We start from the raw sequence: 15,896 nt of genomic DNA on the forward strand, positions 1-15,896 counted from the left end.
AGGACGGTAGGTTTCATCATATTTACTGTCAACATAGGTAGTATTTATAGACTGTCCGCCACGGGATTGCCGATCCCATCGTCCAGTTCTGCATCGTGGTGGTCATCGGCACATTCATCAGCCGCTACTGCTTCGCCACCGGCGCGCCGGACGGCTGATCGGACAGATCGCGTTTTTCATCAGCCTGGCGCGCTTCTGCTCTATCACGGCATCGTTCCCTACGAGCCAACCCGCCGCAGCCGCAGGACACGGTGACGCTGCGTCTCTTCACCGGCTTTGCCAAGATCGTCTGGTGGATCAACGGCGCCTGGGTGCTGGTCGCCTTCGTGCGCCTGTTCCTGATTCTAATTCGACTGCGCCGGAGGTATCGTCACGGGCGGCGCCGTGAAGAACGTCTTGGCGTCTGCGGTGAATTGCTCGCGCGATGTCGGCCGTGTGTAGAACATGTGCCCGCCGCGATAGAGCTTCAACGCCACGCGGTCGGTAAAGGCCGGCGGCAGGTGATCGAGTATATATTTGTTGACGCTGAAGGGCACGATGAGGTCGCTGTAGCCCTGCGCCACCAGCAGCCGGAAAGACGGAACTAAGGTCAGCATCTCCTTGAGGTCATCCGTCCCGCTTGCATGCAGGCGCGAACCGCCGTTATGGTCGCCCCAGTTCCAATGCTCGTTCACCGAACTCGACAGCAGATTGTAGGTCATGTCGGTATGAAAGCCGAGCTCGTCGCGCGCATAGCTTGAGAAGGCCCCGCCATAGGCGCGAACGAAGCCATCGAGGATCGGGTCGTCACTCCGGCCAGCCTCCGATTCCGGATAGGGATCCGGTGCCAGAAACGAAGCATCGTACGAGCTGACGATATCGGCGCCGTCACCATCGGAATGTTTCTGATACACCCCGCCGAGGAAGCCCTGGTTCTTGGCCACGATATCCTCGGGGATGCCAGTCAGCTTGGCCACGCGGTCATAGAAAGTACGGCCGGCGTCGCCGGTCGGAGGCGGTCCTGCGAGGGTCGACAGATATTCGTTCAACGCAAATTTTCGGGCATCCTCGACCCCCTGCTCGTTGAAGGCATTTTTCCGCTCCAATTCGGCGGCCGCCAGCGACGGCAATTCGAGCGCCGCGCCGAGCGCCAGATCGTTCGCTCCGAAGACAAGCCGCCCCTCGATCAGCGGCGACAGCATGACGATGCCGGAAATCAGGATGCCCTGGTCCTGCCGCAGGCTGGTCGCGACTTTTGCCGCGCGCAGCCCGCCATAACTTTCACCGAGAATATATTTCGGGGAGGCAGCCCGTCCATTGTGGGCGACATAAAGCGCGATCACCTTCGCAAGGCTCTCGGCATCTGCCCGCGTAGAGTAGAACTGGTTGACGTCGTCCGGCTTGACCGTCCGGCTCCAGCCGGTGCCGACCGGATCGATCAGGACGAGATCGGTGAAATTCAGCCAGCTATGGGGATTGTCGACCAGCTTGGCATTGGCACCGTCCCGCCCACTGGGACCAAAATCGAGAATGCGCGGTCCGACCAATCCGAGGCTGAGAAAGGCTGAGGCAGCGCCTGGGCCGCCGTTGAAGACGAAAGTGATCGGCCGACCGGCATCCCCGTTCTTGGCGACATAGGCGGTATAGAAGATCGCCGCGATGCGCTCGCCGTCCTGGCCGAAGAGATCGAGCGTGCCCGCCATCGCCGTATAGGGAATGCCTTTGCCATCGACATTCAGCACATGATCGCTGACCGCATCGGATGGCAACAGCGAGAGAACGCCGCCGCCCCCGCCGCTGGCAGAGCGGCCCTGCTCCGGCGGTGCGGCAAAGGCGAGTGTCGAGACGAGGGAAAAGACCAGCGCAAGGCTTGGAACGATCTGGCGAAAAGACATGGAAACTCATCCTCCATCGGCCCCGCGCATCGACGCCGTCGCTTCGGATAGTATTCCACCGACGGCAAAAGCGCGAATTCAAGAGATGTTGATCGCCGATATGCCTGTCACATCCCTTTGAAAGGAAAATGCCATTGAGCGCCTGCCAGCCATTTGCCACAGTGCCGCTCCCGGGAAACGAACGCTCTAGCCAAGACCCTAAGGGATCTGATGATGAAACAGGATATCGAAATCAATGCTGCCGATGGCATCGCGAAAGCCGCCGTCTTCCGCTCCGACAACGGCGCCTCCGCCACGCGTGGCATCATTTTCTACATGGATGCCATGGGGCCGCGCCAAGCGCTTTACGAGATGGCGCAACGGCTTGCCGATGCCGGCCATATCGTGCTGCTGCCCGACCTGTTCTATCGCTTCGGCGCCTATGGCCCATTCAACGGCAGCTCATTCGGTGATCCGGCCTCGCGCGAAACGATCATGACGATGATACGCGGCACCACGCAGGAAATGACCAAGCGCGATGGCGCCGCCTTCCTCGATGCGCTGATGGCGGCCGGCGCCACCGGCCCGGTCGGTACTGTCGGCTATTGCATGGGCGGCGCCCGCGCACTGACGGCGGCAGCAGCCTATTCCGACCGCATCGCAGCCGCTGCCACTTTCCACGGCGGCAATCTTGCCAGCGAGGCGGAAGATAGCCCGCATCGCCTAGCCGCCGATATCAAGGGCCGCGTCTATATCGGCGTTGCCGGTGTCGACAACAGCTTTCCGCCTGAGCATCCGCCCGCCTCGCCGAAGCGCTCCGCATCGGCGGCGTGGATCATGTGATCGAGAACTATGTCGGCATGGCCCACGGCTGGACCGTTCCCGACCATGGCGTCTACAACGAGACCGGCGCAGAACGACACTGGAAGCGCCTGTTGAATCACTTCCAAGAGACGCTGCTTTGACCCCAGCGACTTTTTCCCAAGCAGAAGACGGCCGTCAGAACTTGATCATGTCGGTCCTTGTCAGCGTCGTCTTCTGTGAAACGCCCGGCGCATTGGCCATGTGCCAGGCGACATATTGCTCGCCGTAAAGCTCCGTGGACGACATGCCGTCGACGGGAAGGATGATGTTCATCCCGTTCAGCGCCGCATCGGTTGCCGTATCGAGAACCGCGCCCTCGGACGCCGTGCCGGTGACGATCACGGTCTTGATGCCCTTGTCGGCGAGTATGCTGCGGAGATTGGTGCCGATGAACTTGTCGGGGCCGGACTTGACGATCGGGTCGCTTGCCAGCGGCGCAAGATCGGTGGCGATATCCTGGGGTTCACCCGCGCCGGCCAGGCTATAGACCACGAACACGTCCTTGGCGCGGGCCTCGTCCAGCAGCGTCTCGACCTTCGGCACGGAGGCGAGGCAACGCGGTTTGGTGTTCTTGTTGCATGGCCCCTTGGTCGGGTCCTGCGCGCCATTGAAATCGAGGATCAGCAGCGCCGTCGTCTTGGCATCCACCGTCACCGGCTTCAACACCGGCGCTGCCGGCGGCTTCACCTTCTGCCAGTCGTCGATGATGGTCTGGGCGGAGGCCGTCGCCGTGCCGAAGGGACCGATGGCCGCGCTCAAGGCAATGAAGCCAACGCCGAAAGCGAAAGCTGTCTTTGGCACCATGCTGCCGATATGTCTCATGAAATCGCTCTCCTGAACCCCACAGGTTCCAATGGCCCGACGCTGCAGTTTAGATAGGTCAAACCCCGGAGATTGATAACGAAACTCTTCGTGATGCCGGCGTTATCGGATGGAACATCCGAAGCCTTGGGAACGCGATGAGGCGATGCAGGCGGCTAATTTAGGAGCGGGCCTGCTCCTCCTGTCTATGGCGTGGCCACCGGCCCATTCGCTTTCTTCCATGCGGCGATGCCGCCCTCGATATGGCAGGCGGTTGTCAGGCCGGCGTCCTGAGCCGCTTGCACGGCCATCGCCGAGCGCTCGCCGAAGGCGCAATAGAACACGATCCGCTTGCCGGTGGCCGCCGCCAACTCATGCAGCATGCCGCCCGCGCTGATGTTTTCCAGCAAATCCGGATAGGGCGCATGCAGCGAGCCTGGGATCGTTCCATGCTTTTCCCGCTCGCCCTTCTCGCGGAGATCGACGATCGCAGTATCCGGACGGCCGCGCATCGCCAATGCCTCGGCCGCTGAGACGGCCCAGCCCTTGCGTGCGATCTCATCCTGATGAAGACCGACGTGGACATTGGCCGGCACGGCCACATCCATCATCTTCGGGTTGGGAAGTTTCAGATTGTTCATGAGGTCGGCATACTCATCCGCCGACCGAACCTTGAGGCGCGGATTGAACAGCTTCTCCTCGCCGATGGTCGAAACGGTATCGCCCTTATAGTCGTGGGCCGGATAGACCAGCGTCTCATCCGGCAATTTCAAAAGCTTGTTGAAGATCGAATCGTACTGCTGAAGCGGATTGCCGTTCTGGAAATCCGTGCGTCCGGTGCCACGAATGAGGAGTGTGTCGCCCGTGAACACCCGCCCCCCCATCAGGAAGGAATAGGAATCGTCCGTGTGGCCCGGCGTATAGAGCACGTCCAGGCTCAAACCTTCGATCGCCACACGGTCGCCTTCCGTCACGCGCATGGAAACGACATCGGCAAGGGTCTGCTCACCCATCACCGTAATGCAATGGGTGCGGTCGCGCAGCGCACCCAATCCGGTGATATGGTCGGCATGCAAATGCGTATCCACCGCCTTGACCAGCTTGAGGTCAAGCTCCCGCACGAGCTGAAGATAGCGATCGACTTTCTCGAGAACGGGATCGATGATGAGCGCCTCGCCGCCCTGCCGGCTGGCGATGAGATAAGTGTAGGTACCGGATACGCTGTCGAAGAGCTGTCGGAAGATCATCTGCGGCTCCCTTGCGCAAATCTTGCCCCGGATCAAATCTTTTCCTGGTTATAGTTATTGTACGTTTTAATAATTTAGGCAACGACAAACGATGAGAAGCTCTTCCCATTGAAAGCGCTGCGCTGATTCTTGGATTTCCTCTCGTAGGAAAGGCACTTAACTTAAGAGAAGGCGAGCAGAACTTTGAATGACATGACAAAAATGCTCGTCAGCGAATCTGTCGGAAAGACAGAATTACAGCGATCGGCAAAAGGAACCGCGCCACTTCAGCGGGAGACAGAGAGGCGCCTCAAGCGTATACCATAATACTTCTATGTACATTAATAGCAAAAAGCGCCCGCCTGCTAAGCGGCAGCAAGCGGGCGTCCAATATCCAACGAATATAAGTTAAACGATAATCAAATACCGTCAATAGCTAAATAAACTTTACCTGGATTTTAGCAGCAATCTGACAGTACGGATAACTGTTGCTATCATTCGACATATAGATGAACAGCATTGTGTACCGCCCATGAAAAAGCCCCGCCAATCGAATGGGCGGGGCAAGGGGGGAAAGCTCCCTCAGATATGAGAAGGGAGCGGCGGCAATAAATCAGGACTATTCGAACCGCACGAGGTCAGTTCCGATCAATGCGGTACGGTGCGCATGAAAAAGCTGTGGCAATCCTCGAGCTATTCCGGCGGGGCATCGCATCGCTCTTCGCCCTTTTTGCGGAGAAGACAACCGCCACATCAAGGGGCATGATCTACTCTACTATTCAGCTACCGGCATGCGCTTCGATCGGCTGACCAGTGGCTGATCTCGCGGAAAGCAGCAAACACGTGTAGAATTTTGAACTCAGGCGATACGCTTCACGCTGTTTGCGGGCATCTGGCAACGTGGGTTGGGGGACATGATGGCATCGACTGTCGCTTCGCAGCTACAATTTTCGGCAGAGCCGTCATCCCAATGACGGACAGTCTGGCATTCCGTCCGCGCGGGCTGACGCGTCTTTTCCGCGAGGAATGGTTTCTGGCGATCAGCGTTCTGACGTGCGTTGTCGTCCTTGGCTTCGAAGGCGAGCTATTTCAGCAATTGTCCAATCCCGTTTGGCTCGCATTCACTTTCTTCGGGCTTTTTGCCGCCGTGCTTGGTTCCGCACTCTCGGTTGTCCGGCATGCCGACCATCTCGCGGAACGGCTCGGAGAGCCGTACGGCACATTGATCCTGACACTCGCCATCACTTCGATCGAGGTGATGGCCATTTCGGCCGTCATGATCCACGGCGAGAACAATCCTACCCTTGCCCGCGATACGCTTTTTGCGGTGATCATGATCATCCTCAACGGCATGGTGGGATTATCGCTGCTGTTCGGCGGCTGGCGCCGACCGGAACAGTCGCATAACCTGCAGGGCGCCAACGCCTATCTCGGCCTCATTGTGCCGCTGGCGACGCTGAGTCTGATCTTGCCGAGTTTTCTATACAGCAGCGGAGGCCAGCATCCTTCCGCGCCGAGACAGATGGTGCTCGGAATCATCTCTGTCGGCCTCTACAGTGTATTCCTGATGCTCCAGGCGGGGCGCCATCACCATTTTTTTGCCGAAGAAGGCGAGGCCCCCGTCAAACCGGCCATCCGACCGGGTCGCAGGGCGATATGGCATCATACCGTTCTGCTGTTTGCCTATATGGGACCGGTGGTCTTCCTGGTCGAAGAACTCGCCAAGCCGATCGACTACGTGATCGAAACCTTGCGGGCGCCGGTCGCCTTTGGTGGCGTCGTCATGGCCGTGCTGGTTGCTACGCCGGAAGCCATCAGCGCCGTTCGTGCCGCCGCCGCCAACCATTTGCAGCGTTCAATCAATATCTTCCTGGGTTCGGTCCTCTCGACGATCGGGATAACCGTCCCGGCCATGCTCGCCGTCAGCTATCTCTATGCACATCCCGTTACCCTCGGGCTTGAAGGCAGCGATCTCGTGATGCTCGTTCTGACGCTTGTCGTCAGTATCATCACCTTCGCCAGCGGCCGGACCCATGTCATGCAGGGCGCCGTGCACCTCGTCCTTTTCCTGTCTTACGTGCTGCTCATCTTTCAGCAGTAAAGCTTACATCATCCCGGTCCAGGGCCATCCACATGACCATCGAGCTTCTGATCGCAAGATATGGCCTCCTGGCAATCTTCCTCGGGGCCGCCATCGAGGGGGAAACCATGGTGATCCTCGGCGGCGTGTTTTCGCATCGTCACCTCATGACCTATTGGGACGCGGCAGCGGCCGCCTGCGCCGGATCTTTTATCGCGGATCAGACGCTCTTTTTCATCGGCCGCTATGCCCGGCATTATCCACGTGTCCAGAAAATCATCGCGAAACCGGCGTTCGCGCGCGTCACACATCTTCTCGAGCGCCATCCCACCGGCTTCATCTTCTCCTTCCGGTTCATCTATGGTCTGAGGGCAATCAGTCCGGTCGCCATCGGTATGTCCGGTGTCTCGGCGATAAAATTCATCCTGATCAACGCTGCCGCGGCCTTGGTCTGGGGATCGCTCTTCACCGGAATAGGCTATCTGTTCGGACAGGGTATCGAGCAGGCTTTCGGCCATCTGCCGCTTCACCACCACGTCCTGATCGCGGCCGGGATCATCGTCGTCCTGCTTCTTATCATGATGTCAGTCCGAAAAAGCCGGCCTGCATGACGAACTTCGGCCCTCGGCGGTGCACCTCATACTAATTGCAGGCCAAGAGGCTATTGCAATTTTCTAAAATGCCGCTTCATAGTGTCACATGCCTTGATCCATCGGCACCGCTTGGCCGCCGACGAGGTGCGCATGAAGACTGGAACTCGCAGGTAATGGGGGGTGTCAGGAATGCGTGGGGGATTTTCTCAAGGTCTACAATTTTGCGTCGTGCTCCTCTGCACGATTTCCCTTCAAGCATGCGACGGCAGCAACAACACATATGTCGTGCCGCCGCCGCCGAAGGTGCGAATAGCGTTACCTTTGCAGCAGGCCGTCACCCGATATTTCGAGCTGACGGGCAATACAGCGGCAATCAATTCCGTCGATATAGAGGCGCGCGTCCAAGGCTTCGTCGAGTCGATCGACTATCGCGACGGAATGCCGGTGACAAAGGATACCCAGCTCTTCGGCATCCAGCGCAACACCTACCAGGCTCAAGTCGATCAGGCGCAAGCGACCCTTGCCTCCGCTCAGGCGTCACAGGTTGGCGCCAATCTGGAATACCAGCGGCAGCTCAATCTCAGCAAGCAAAGCGTCACGACGCAGACGGCCCTCGATAGCGCCAAGGCAACGCTTGATCAGGCGAACGCGACCATTCTCAATGCCAAGGCGAGTCTCGATCTTGCAGTGATCAATCTTGGGTATACGAAGGTGCTGGCGCCCTTCGATGGCGTCGTAACCGCCCATCTCGTCGATGTCGGCGCCCTTGTCGGCGTATCCGGCCCGACCAAGCTGGCAACCATCGTCCAGACCGATCCGCTCTATGTCAATTTCAACGTCAGCGAGCCGCAGGTGCTGATGATCAAGCAGGATCTGGCCAAGCAAGGGCACACGTTCAGGCAAACCGACCTGCCGACCATTCCCGTTGAAATCGGCCTGCAAGACCAGACCGACTATCCTTTCAAAGGTCATCTCGACTACGCCTCGCCGCAGCTTGATGCCTCGACCGGGACCCTGTCTGTGAGAGGCATCATCGACAACAAGGAACGCGCCCTTCTGCCCGGCCTTTTCGTACGCGTCCGCGTTCCCGTCGGGCACGATGACAAGGCGCTGTTGGTGCCGGATGTTGCAATCGGCAGCAACCAGCAGGGCAGCTACGTGCTGGTCGTCGGAAAAGATGAAACCGTCGAGCAGAAGCTGGTGAAAACCGGCCAGCTCGAAGGGCCTCTGCGTGTCATCCAATCCGGGCTTGACGCCAGCGATTGGGTGGTGACGGAAGGCATTCAACAGGCCATCCCCGGCAGCAAGGTGGCGCCGGAGAAAGTCGCGATGGACGCAGTCGCAACGGCAAGCGCATCAAACGACGTTGTGCCCGCAATCGATGCGCAGAAGGCAGACGCAGCCAAATCTGACGCGGCAAAGTCCGGTACAGCCAAGTCCGACACGCCATGAACTCGCTTTCGTTCTCACGCCAATATCCGAGGAGGACAGCATGATTTCGCGCTTCTTCATCGAGCGGCCGGTGCTCGCGAACGTTCTGGCGCTTGTCTTCGTCCTCATCGGCGCGGTCGCGCTCTTCCAATTGCCGGTCGCGCAATATCCGAACGTCGTCCCGCCGACGGTGCAGGTGACGACGCGTTATCCCGGCGCGAGCGCGAAGACCCTCATCGACACGGTTGCATTGCCGATCGAACAACAGGTCAACGGCGTGCAGAACATGCTCTACATGCAGTCGACGAGCGCCAGCGACGGCACCTATTCCCTGACGGTGACCTTTGCGATCGGCACGAATCCCGACCAGGCACAGGTCCTCGTGCAGAACCGTGTCGCCATAGCCATGCCCTCGTTGCCGCAAGCCGTTCAGCTTCAGGGCGTCACGACACAGAAGAAATCGACGTCCATTCTCGAATTCGTCAGCCTGACTTCGCCGGACAGCCGGTATGACAGCCTTTTCCTATCCAATTACGCCGTCATCAACCTCCAGAACGAGTTGGCCCGCCTGCCCGGCGTCGGCAATGTCTCGGTGTTTGGCGCCGGCCAGTATGCCATGCGCATCTGGATGAACCCGGATCTCCTGCAAGCGCGCGGCCTGACGCCTCAGGACATCATCAACGTCGTGCAACAACAGAGCCAGGAAGTGACGGCCGGTCAGGTGGGCATACCGCCGGTACCGCCCGGCCAGGATTTCCAATATACGCTCAACGTCAGCGGGCGGCTGAACGACGCCGCCGATTACGAGAATATCATCGTCAAGGTCGATCAGCAGAATGGCGGACGCATCACCCGCATTCGCGACATCGGCCGCGTCGAGCTCGGCGCCCAGACTTACAGCCAGTCCTTCATGCAGAACGGGCGGCCTGCGGCCGGCATCGGCATTTTCCAGTTGCCGGAAGCAAACGCGATTACTGTCGCGAAGGATGTCGCCGCGAAGATGGCGGAGCTCTCGAAGAGCTTCCCGCCGGGCCTTGCCTATCAGGTCCCGTTCGACACGACCAAGTTCGTGACCGCGTCGATCGATGAAGTCTACATGACGCTCGTGGAGGCTGGAATCCTGGTGCTCGTCGTCATCCTCGTCTTTCTTCAGGACTGGCACGCCATGCTCGTACCGGCGACGACCGTGCCGGTGACGATCATCGGCGCCTTCGCCGCCATGGCGGCTCTCGGCTTCACCGTCAATCTCTCGACGCTGTTTGCCATCGTTCTTGCCATTGGCATCGTCGTCGACGACGCCATCGTCATCGTCGAGGGCGTCACTCGCCATATCGAGGCAGGAATGCCGGGCAGACTGGCGGCCGAAAGAGCGATGGACGAGCTGTTCGGTCCCGTTATCGGCATCACGCTCGTCCTGATGGCGGTGTTCATCCCGGCAGCCTTCCTCCCCGGTCTGACGGGGCAGCTCTACAAGCAATTTGCACTCGTCATTGCCGCGACGGCATTGATCAGCGCCATCAATGCAATGACGCTCAAGCCGACGCAATGCGCACTCTGGCTGCGCCCGCCTGTGCCGCCTGAAAGGCGCAACTTCTTCTATCGCGGTTTCAACAAGGTCTACGATCGGGCGGAACATGCCTATGCCAGGCTGATCGGCGGCATGGTTCATCACAGCGGCATTGCGGTCCTTGTTGCCTTGGCGCTGATCGGCGTCGCCGTCTGGGGGCTCACGCGGCTGCCGACCGCTTTCCTTCCGGTCGAGGATCAGGGTTATGTACTGATCAATGCCCAGCTACCCGACGGCGCCTCAAAGGAGCGCACCGATGCCGTCATGGAACAGGTCGGCAAGATTGCCGGGCAGACACCCGGCGTCGACCAGGTCCTGACCATTAGCGGCATCTCCATCCTCGACAACAGCGCGAGCTTGCCGAATGCCGGCGTCGCCTATGTCGTGCTCAAGGATTGGGGTATCCGCGGCAAGGAAAAAGGGCAGGACCTGCTGTCGATCTACGAACATCTGAACGGCGCTCTGCAGAATATATTAACGGCGAAAACGCTGGTGGTCGTGCCTCCGCCGATCCAGGGCATCGGCAATGCCAACGGCTTCACCATGCAGGTCGAGCTCCGGAATGGGAATTTCGATTTTCCGCTGCTGCAGGGTCTGGCCGATACTATCGTCAAGAACGGCAATGCGCAGTCGGCGCTGCAGCGGCTCAGCACATCCTTTCGGGCGGATGTTCCGCAGCTCTCCGTCACCGTCGACCGCATCAAGGCGGAGACGCTCGGCGTGACCGTCGGACAAGTTTTCTCGGCGCTTTCGGGTTACGTGGGATCAAGCTACGTGACGCAGTTCAACAAATTCGGGCGAACCTTCCAGGTCTATGTGCAGGCATCTCCCGATTTTCGTGTTCGCCCCGACGACATCCGCAATCTGAAGGTCAAGGCCGGCGACGGCACCATGGTGCCGCTCGGCACGGTGGTCGATGTCACCAGCATGCAAGGCCCTTCCCTCATCAGCCTCTATAATCTCTATCCGACCGCCACGATTGTCGGCGGGGCCGCCAATGGCTTCAGTTCCGGACAGGCGCTCGATGTCATGGAACAGATAGCCGACCGCACGCTATCGCCCGGCTTGGGCTTCGAATGGACGGCGCTGTCCTATCAGGAAAAGGCGGTCGGTGGTCAGATCTATGTCATCTTTGCCCTTGCCATGCTTCTCGTCTATTTCGTGCTCGCCGGCCAATATGAAAGCTGGATCCTGCCTTTGGCGGTGCTGCTCGCGGTGCCGCTCGCCCTGCTTGGAACGGTGGGAGCGCTAAGCGCTGCCGGCGTCGCCAATAATCTCTACACGCAGATCGGACTGATCCTTCTGATCGCGCTTGCCTCGAAAAACGCCATCCTCATCGTCGAATATGCGCGGGAAAAACGCGAACAAGGCATGGAAATTCTGGACGCCGCGGTCGAGGCGGCGCGCCTGCGCTTCCGGCCGATCCTGATGACATCCTTCGCCTTCATCCTGGGTGTCGTGCCGCTCGTGCTCGCAACAGGCGCCGGCGCTTCCGCCCGCAAGTCGATCGGCATATCCGTCTTCAGCGGCATGATCGCATCGACCTGCCTCGCCGTGCTCTTCGTTCCCTCGTTCTATGTCGTATTGCAACGCGTCGAGGAATATAGAAAACGCCGAACGGTCAGGCAGCCGGTTTCACAAGCCGCGGACTGAAGGCTGGAAACTGCCTTGGTGCGGGCGTTATTCGGGCGCGATGCGGGCGGAGCCGGCCGCTCTGATGGAGAAACGGTGCCCTATAACCCGCTGGTCAACACTCTCTGGCATGTGGGAGACAGCCGCTGCATATTGTTCCGCAGGCAGGCAATGCCCCTGCCTCCGCCGAGCGGAACGGAGCGGCAAAAAGCGCGGAAGTCCGGCCCGCAGGTCCGACGCAGGACGATCAATTCTTCGCGCGGCGAGAAAGACGGCATCGCCGCACGCGCACCGGGCATCGCGGCCGCGCCACCTCCTGCCGGTGTCTGTGCGGCGCCAGCAGGCGCCGAAGCGCTACCTCCCAGAGCCGAAACCGCCTGCTGACAGGATGGAGAAAGACTTGCACTATGCTGCTGTAGGCAGGCAAGCGCCTGGGAGCCGCCCGGCGTCACACCCGAACATTGGGCCATGAAATCAGACCGGCAGGCCGATTTCACCGCATTGCGCTGCGCCTGTGTCGGCTGAACCGCTTGCGTTCCCGCGGCGGCTGCGCTGGATTGCGACGGCGCAGCTGCAGGCGTCTCGGCGGGCGCGACGGCACTGGACTTCTTTTTGCTCGTGTCCAGGGCCGATACCGCGCTACGGCAGGCGGAAGAAAGTGTCGCGCTATGCTGTTGCAGGCAGGTCAATGCTTCGACGCCGCCCGGTGTCACGCCGGAACATTGCTTTATGAAATCGGAACGGCAGGCCGATCTGATGGCACTGCGCTGCGCATCGGTCGGCTGTTGCGCGTGAACGACACCCTCGGAAAGGCAGAACACCCCCAGTAAGGCGCAAAGCATCACGCATGCCGACGAAACATGTTGCCGCCCAAGCGGGACGGCCGCCAGAAAAGACGCAGATTTCCCCATTGTTTCCCCCTAAAAGAAAAACTTTCGCGCTTATCGCAGAAACCTGTCAGCCGAAGTAACAAGATCGAACAAATGGATGAAAGTGAAGCTACGTGCGGCCGATTTGCAGAGGCATCGCGACTACTCCTAAGTTACCATAGCAGAGATATTCGCCAACAGGTAGTCTAGCAGCACATAATCCTTTGGCGGTAGATTGATCACTCATTCGGTAAGATTTTCGAAAACTACGACAGCTCTCCATGCCCGCGCCTGAACCAACACATTTGATAGAATATCTGCACGGAGCGGCAGCATGGTTGCCCAAGGGCAGGCGAAAAGATTGCTGGAACACGCGTCTGTGCTGTTTACGGGCACGCGAATAGGAATAGATTTGCGCGCAGTACGATTGAGAGATTGAGGGGTGGCTTTGTGGTCCGGCGCGGCAGAGACGGGGATTTTTGCACCGGGGAAAAGCTTGATTTTGGGTGAGGATTTGCCCCTGCGGCCTTGAGGTTATGGTGCGCAGGACGAGAATCTACCATGGCGAGCGGCGCTGAAGTGTTGGGTCGAGCGATGTTGCCTTGGAGGGATGGTTGGTTTTGGGGCAGGATTTGTTTTCAGTCGTGGTGCGGTGGCTTTGGCTCGTTGCGGCCCCCCTGAGCAGGGGTTAACTCCTCGACGCGTTACCCAATGCAAAAAGCCCGCGCGATGGCGGGCTTTTTTGCATTTGGTTGCGGGGGCAGGATTTGAACCTGCGGCCTTCAGGTTATGAGCCTGACGAGCTACCGGGCTGCTCCACCCCGCGTTACCAGCGTAAACCGCTTTGCGGTTTGTCCCGTGTTCCCGTGGCCCGATATTTCGGGGCCGAGGGTATAATTGCTTGCTTTTCGGAAGCGACAAAGGCCGCTGTTGAGCGGCCTATTGTAGCACGGCTAGGCCGTTTGTTGATCAGAGAAGATTGTAATCGGACAAACCTTATTGGGTTTGCTTTGAAGTTGCGATTGGCAGACCTGGCAGCGACCTACTCTCCCGCGTCTTGAGACGAAGTACCATGGGCGCAGGGGCGTTTCACGGCCGTGTTCGGAAAGGGAACGGGTGCAGCCACCCCGCCATAACCACCAGGTCAGCGAAGCGCAACTTCGGGCTAAACCGCGCCAGCGGTTTATGCCCTTGAGAAGCTGGCGAAGTCGCGACAAACCGCTTTGCGGTTTACGCTGATCACTTCATTTTGTCTATTTGAACACGTCTTTGGACGCTCATCCTTTGATGAGCATGAGCAATGGGAACGATCAAGCCAATCGAGCTATTAGTACCGGTAAGCTTCATGCGTTGCCGCACTTCCACACCCGGCCTATCGACGTGGTCGTCTACCACGGCTCTGATAGGGAACACTCGTTTTCAGGTTGGTTTCCCGCTTAGATGCCTTCAGCGGTTATCCATTCCATATATAGCTACCCTGCTATGCCCTTGGCAGGACAACAGGTCCACCAGAGATATGTCCATCCCGGTCCTCTCGTACTAGGGACAGATCCTGTCAATATTCCTACACCCACGGCAGATAGGGACCGAACTGTCTCACGACGTTCTGAACCCAGCTCACGTACCGCTTTAATTGGCGAACAGCCAAACCCTTGGGACCTGCTCCAGCCCCAGGATGCGATGAGCCGACATCGAGGTGCCAAACAACCCCGTCGATATGGACTCTTGGGGGTCATCAGCCTGTTATCCCCGGCGTACCTTTTATCCGTTGAGCGATGGCCCTTCCACGCGGGACCACCGGATCACTATGACCGACTTTCGTCTCTGCTCGACTTGTCAGTCTCGCAGTCAGGCGGGCTTATGCCATTGCACTCGACGACCGATTTCCGACCGGTCTGAGCCCACCATCGCGCGCCTCCGTTACTCTTTCGGAGGCGACCGCCCCAGTCAAACTACCCACCATACACTGTCCCGGATCCGGATGACGGACCGCGGTTAGACATCCATGACGATAAGGGTGGTATTTCAAGGATGGCTCCACAAGAACTGGCGTCCCTGCTTCAAAGCCTACCACCTATCCTACACATGCCGACACGAATGCCAGTGTAAAGCTATAGTAAAGGTGCACGGGGTCTTTCCGTCTGACCGCAGGAACCCCGCATCTTCACGGGGAATTCAATTTCACTGAGTCTATGTTGGAGACAGCGGGGAAGTCGTTACGCCATTCGTGCAGGTCGGAACTTACCCGACAAGGAATTTCGCTACCTTAGGACCGTTATAGTTACGGCCGCCGTTTACTGGGGCTTCGATTCAGAGCTTGCACCCCTCCTCTTAACCTTCCAGCACCGGGCAGGCGTCAGACCCTATACGTCGTCTTGCGACTTCGCAGAGCCCTGTGTTTTTGGTAAACAGTCGCTACCCCCTGGTCTGTGCCACCCTCTCCTACTTGCGTAAAAAAGGGTCACGCTTCTTCCGAAGTTACGCGTGCAATTTGCCGAGTTCCTTCAACATAGTTCTCTCAAGCGCCTTGGTATACTCTACCTGACCACCTGTGTCGGTTTCGGGTACGGTCTATACGGTGGAGCTATTTCCTGGAACCGCGTCCCTGCAAGATCAATCCAATAAGACCTTACAAGTTGAGCAATCCGTCACTACCACCAGGCCCACGAATATTAACGTGGTTCCCATCGACTACGCGTGTCCGCCTCGTCTTAGGGGCCGGCTAACCCTGCTCAGATTAACTTTAAGCAGGAACCCTTGGTCTTTCGGCGAGAGGGTCTCTCACCCTCTTTATCGTTACTCATGTCAACATTCGCACTTCCGATACCTCCAGGATGCCTCACGGCTGTCCCTTCACAGGCTTACGGAACGCTCCGCTACCACTCCTCAAAGAGGAATCCTCAGCTTCGGTGCATGGCTTTAGCCCCGTTACATTTTCGGCGCAAAGACCCTTGACTAGACCAGTGAGCTGTTACGCTTT

General features: G+C 58.8%; 7 protein-coding genes, 1 tRNA gene, 2 rRNA genes and 2 pseudogenes (1 of these 12 only partly in view). 5 read left to right on the forward strand and 7 right to left on the reverse strand.

The window, feature by feature from the left end:
* Positions 1-344: 344 nt before the first annotated feature.
* Entirely contained in the window at positions 345-1,874 is a 1,530-nt protein-coding gene (locus tag QA646_RS13900; RefSeq protein ID WP_283056015.1) for a carboxypeptidase, read from the reverse strand.
* A gap of 213 nt (positions 1,875-2,087) precedes the next feature.
* Here QA646_RS13900 and QA646_RS13905 point away from each other — a divergent pair.
* A pseudogene (locus tag QA646_RS13905) lies at positions 2,088-2,818 on the forward strand (dienelactone hydrolase family protein).
* 34 nt (positions 2,819-2,852) lie between these two features.
* Here QA646_RS13905 and QA646_RS13910 read toward each other — a convergent pair.
* Both QA646_RS13910 and QA646_RS13915 read right to left on the reverse strand, forming a co-directional pair.
* Positions 2,853-3,539 (reverse strand): isochorismatase family protein, encoded by a 687-nt coding sequence (locus tag QA646_RS13910; RefSeq protein ID WP_283056016.1) that lies wholly within the window; start codon positions 3,537-3,539, stop codon positions 2,853-2,855.
* Between the two features lie 185 nt (positions 3,540-3,724).
* The gene (locus QA646_RS13915; protein ID WP_283056017.1) at positions 3,725-4,765 is read right to left on the reverse strand and encodes an MBL fold metallo-hydrolase; all 1,041 of its coding nucleotides are present in this window, start codon (positions 4,763-4,765) and stop codon (positions 3,725-3,727) included.
* Between the two features lie 949 nt (positions 4,766-5,714).
* Between QA646_RS13915 and QA646_RS13920 the strand changes: the two genes are divergently transcribed.
* The 4 genes and pseudogenes from QA646_RS13920 to QA646_RS13935 all read left to right on the forward strand — a co-directional run bounded on the left by QA646_RS13920 (position 5,715) and on the right by QA646_RS13935 (position 12,068).
* Complete coding sequence (locus QA646_RS13920; RefSeq protein WP_283056018.1) at positions 5,715-6,845, forward strand: calcium:proton antiporter; 1,131 nt, start codon at positions 5,715-5,717, stop codon at positions 6,843-6,845.
* Positions 6,846-6,877: 32 nt separating this feature from the next.
* Positions 6,878-7,435 carry a DedA family protein gene (locus QA646_RS13925; protein WP_283056019.1) on the forward strand — a complete coding sequence of 186 codons (558 nt, stop codon included), beginning with the start codon at positions 6,878-6,880 and terminating at the stop codon, positions 7,433-7,435.
* A gap of 171 nt (positions 7,436-7,606) precedes the next feature.
* A pseudogene (locus QA646_RS13930) lies at positions 7,607-8,782 on the forward strand (efflux RND transporter periplasmic adaptor subunit); the annotation flags it as partial.
* 127 nt (positions 8,783-8,909) lie between these two features.
* Positions 8,910-12,068: a multidrug efflux RND transporter permease subunit gene (locus QA646_RS13935; protein WP_283056021.1), complete on the forward strand. Its 3,159-nt coding sequence runs from the start codon at positions 8,910-8,912 to the stop codon at positions 12,066-12,068.
* Between the two features lie 80 nt (positions 12,069-12,148).
* Here QA646_RS13935 and QA646_RS13940 read toward each other — a convergent pair whose 3' ends face one another.
* The 4 genes from QA646_RS13940 to QA646_RS13955 all read right to left on the reverse strand — a co-directional run.
* Complete coding sequence (locus QA646_RS13940; protein WP_283056022.1) at positions 12,149-12,958, reverse strand: hypothetical protein; 810 nt, start codon at positions 12,956-12,958, stop codon at positions 12,149-12,151.
* Positions 12,959-13,665: 707 nt separating this feature from the next.
* Positions 13,666-13,742: transfer RNA gene (locus QA646_RS13945), tRNA-Met, on the reverse strand.
* Between the two features lie 203 nt (positions 13,743-13,945).
* A 5S ribosomal RNA gene (gene rrf / locus QA646_RS13950) occupies positions 13,946-14,060 on the reverse strand.
* Positions 14,061-14,222: 162 nt separating this feature from the next.
* Positions 14,223-15,896: ribosomal RNA gene (locus QA646_RS13955) — 23S ribosomal RNA — on the reverse strand (it continues 1,289 nt past the right edge of the window).

This window comes from Rhizobium sp. CB3090, from assembly GCF_029714285.1.
Taxonomy (GTDB): Bacteria; Pseudomonadota; Alphaproteobacteria; order Rhizobiales; family Rhizobiaceae; genus Rhizobium.

Excerpts from the sequence above, each read along its gene's own strand:
- QA646_RS13915 (WP_283056017.1), bottom strand. The coding sequence starts at position 4,765 with ATGATCTTCCGACAGCTCTTCGACAGCGTATCCGGTACCTACACTTAT.
- QA646_RS13935 (WP_283056021.1), top strand. The coding sequence starts at position 8,910 with ATGATTTCGCGCTTCTTCATCGAGCGGCCGGTGCTCGCGAACGTTCTG.
- QA646_RS13900 (WP_283056015.1), bottom strand. The coding sequence starts at position 1,874 with ATGTCTTTTCGCCAGATCGTTCCAAGCCTTGCGCTGGTCTTTTCCCTC.
- QA646_RS13910 (WP_283056016.1), bottom strand. The coding sequence starts at position 3,539 with ATGAGACATATCGGCAGCATGGTGCCAAAGACAGCTTTCGCTTTCGGC.
- QA646_RS13925 (WP_283056019.1), top strand. The coding sequence starts at position 6,878 with ATGACCATCGAGCTTCTGATCGCAAGATATGGCCTCCTGGCAATCTTC.
- QA646_RS13940 (WP_283056022.1), bottom strand. The coding sequence starts at position 12,958 with ATGGGGAAATCTGCGTCTTTTCTGGCGGCCGTCCCGCTTGGGCGGCAA.
- QA646_RS13920 (WP_283056018.1), top strand. The coding sequence starts at position 5,715 with ATGACGGACAGTCTGGCATTCCGTCCGCGCGGGCTGACGCGTCTTTTC.